We start from the raw sequence: 2,447 nt of genomic DNA, 5'->3' as shown, positions 1-2,447 counted from the left end.
GAGCTTGTGGAACTTGGCCGGGATCTGCTCCGTCAGCTCCCATTCGCCGTCGACCCGTGGCAGTAGATCGGTCAGGTACGGCTCAGGGCTGCGCTTGGCCTGGTACTCGCCATAGGCCCACTCGCAGATCGCATCGGCGACAAAGGTCTGGATGTCCCGGCGCTTGAAGCGCTCGGGCATTTCCTGGCCCTGCTCGATGGCGATGTCTGCCAGCTCCAGGCCGTCCTCGAACTGGGCGGTGTCGAACAGCCACACCATGACCTGGACCAGGACACGATTCGGAAAGACCAGGCCGGACTCGATGTAGCGCTGGACATAGTCCTGGTACTTGGGCAGCAGTTCGTTGCGTTTCAGATCCTGGCGGGTGGCCAGGCCCTTGATGTCGCTGAGGCGCGCCAGATCGTCGTCCAGGCTGGCCTCCATCAGGGCCAGGTGCTTACGAGCGTTTGCCGGGCTGCTCAGCGCCTCGGCTGGCGAGTAAGGGATGGTTGCGGTGGTGGCCGCATGAGCGACCGCCGCTACTCCCTGAGCCAGGATTCGGCGCTTGTGTTCCAAGGCCAGACTCATACGGTGTCCACCGAATCCGATTCGAGGTAGGCGAACTTACCCAGCTGCTCGATCACGTAGCCCTCGTTGCGCCCGTTGTAGTCCTCGACGCGGGAGCGCTTCGGGTTCTCCAACAGGTGGCGACGCCAGCTGCTGTCCTGGAAGTAGATGGACAGGTTGTTCCACGAAGTGACCAGGATGCCCTTGGATGGGAAGAAGGGGACCAGGAAAGAAGGCAGGCCACCGTAGGTGTCGATCACCTGGGCCTCTTCCACTCGCTCTTTTTCGGTCGGGGTCCGACCTTGCGCGGCGTACAGCTTGCCCTTCTCATGGGCGAGCAGGTCCGAACCTACGATGACGATCAGATCGCCCTCATCGCGGAACACCGGATCGATCATCTGCTTGACGTCGTGCACTGCGGCGTCAAGGTTGGCGTAGTTGCCGCCAGCACCGATCTTGATCTTCTGGGCCGGGTCTGCTGATTTCAGGACTTGCTCGGGGATCAGCTCACGCGCCTGCTGCAGCCAACCCTTGTTCACGTCCTGGAGCAATGGATATTTGGTCTTGCTGGTCTGCTTCGCGACGTGAGTACCGTTCCAGCCGATCAGGATCCGGTCCAGGGCAATACGCTTCTGGACGGCTTCCAAGTACTTGCGAGCGAACTCGGGGAACTTGGCCCAGGCGTCGATCGTGGCGAACTTCAACGACACATCGGTTTCGGTGTCGAACAACTCATAGCTGTTGTTCTTGAGATCGAGCAGGTTGTTCGGCTCACGATCGTTTTCGTCGGTATCCGTGCGCCCGGTCGCTGGCCCGTTCAGCCCCAGCAGCACCTTCTCGCCCTTGATCTCACCGACCGGCACAACATTGATACGGCCCAGAAAATCCACGCGCTCAGTGATCTGGTCGTTCAACTCCTGGGCGTGGGTAGGCTCCACGGCAAAGGTGCGAGTGGCGTCATCGGTGTTGTATGCCTCGGCCAGGTCCTCCTGGAGCTGCAGGTATTCCGCTGCAGCGGCTTTCGACAGGGCGGCCATTAGCGCAGCCCCTTGCCGCGTTTGGCGTTAGCCGGACCGGTGGTGCGTGGCACCTGGCGACGACCGGTCGTCTGGTTGAACATCTGGGTCATGGTTTCGGTGAGCTCTTCCACACGAGCGCTCAACTCCTTGACCTCGTTCTTGCCTTTGGCTCCTTTACCGCCTTTGCGGTTGAACTCGCGGTTCTCGTCGGCTTCATCCACTACGTCCTGGACAGCGGTGCCGACGGCATCGACCTGCGCCTGGCTCTCGCTGGTGTCCACGTCTTCCACGATCGGCTCAAGCACGGCCTGCAGGCCGGCCATCACAATCACGAATTGGTCATACAGCGCTTTCAGCGCCTTGGCAGTTGCTTCATCCATCGGTTGGTTCTCGTCGGGTGAGGGGGTGTCGGGGGTGGTGATGTCGGCGAAGCGCTTGCACAGGCCGGTCAAGGCGGAAAAGAAGCGGCGCAGTTCGCCTGTTTGCTGGCTGCCTTCTCGCAGAGAGCCCAGGGCCACGGCGGCGCAGTAGTAAGAGGTCTTGGCGTAACGGCGGCCTTTGCGGGCGCCCCGGGAGAAATACAGCTCCTGGGTGCCCAGGCTCGCCGGCGAGTCGGTGACGGCCAGGCCGGTGAGATAAAAGCGGCCGGTGTTGGCGAAGTTCGGCGTGATCTCAACGCTGGTGAAGAGCTTTTCGCCTTGGTCGTTCAGGTGCAGCAGCTTGTCGTTGGGCTTGAGCTGCGCTTCCAGGGCCACCTGGCCTGGCTGCAGCTCGGGGTCGTCACTTTCGGTGATCAGGCGCACCGCAAACACGGTGCCGTGGGAGCCCGGCCAGCGTTCGTGCTCGCTCCAGATCACGGCGGTGTAGGTGGTCAGCTTGTAA

Annotated in this window: 3 protein-coding genes; all 3 read right to left on the bottom strand. The window is 61.9% G+C overall.

From position 1 onward, the window contains the following. Nucleotides 1–567 (bottom strand): phage terminase small subunit (gene gpM / locus NGM28_RS28275; protein WP_252092523.1); only part of this gene is annotated, 567 nt, incomplete at its 3' end. Beyond that, nucleotides 564–1,583 carry a phage major capsid protein, P2 family gene (locus NGM28_RS28270; RefSeq protein ID WP_252092522.1) on the bottom strand — a complete coding sequence of 340 codons (1,020 nt, stop codon included), beginning with the start codon at nucleotides 1,581–1,583 and terminating at the stop codon, nucleotides 564–566. The genes gpM and NGM28_RS28270, both read right to left, overlap by 4 nt. Beyond that, on the bottom strand, nucleotides 1,583–2,447 hold an 865-nt coding region (locus NGM28_RS28265), incomplete at its 5' end, for a GPO family capsid scaffolding protein (RefSeq protein WP_502943923.1). The genes NGM28_RS28270 and NGM28_RS28265, both read right to left, overlap by 1 nt.

Source organism: Pseudomonas sp. MWU13-3659 (assembly GCF_023757525.1).
In the GTDB taxonomy this organism is placed as follows: Bacteria; Pseudomonadota; Gammaproteobacteria; order Pseudomonadales; family Pseudomonadaceae; genus Aquipseudomonas; species Aquipseudomonas entomophila_E.
Note: the sequence above shows the minus strand (reverse complement) of the source record. Positions and strands in the feature narration are given on the sequence as shown.

Coding starts and splice junctions, on each gene's coding strand:
- NGM28_RS28270 (WP_252092522.1), bottom strand. CDS start 1,583: ATGGCCGCCCTGTCGAAAGCCGCTGCAGCGGAATACCTGCAGCTCCAG.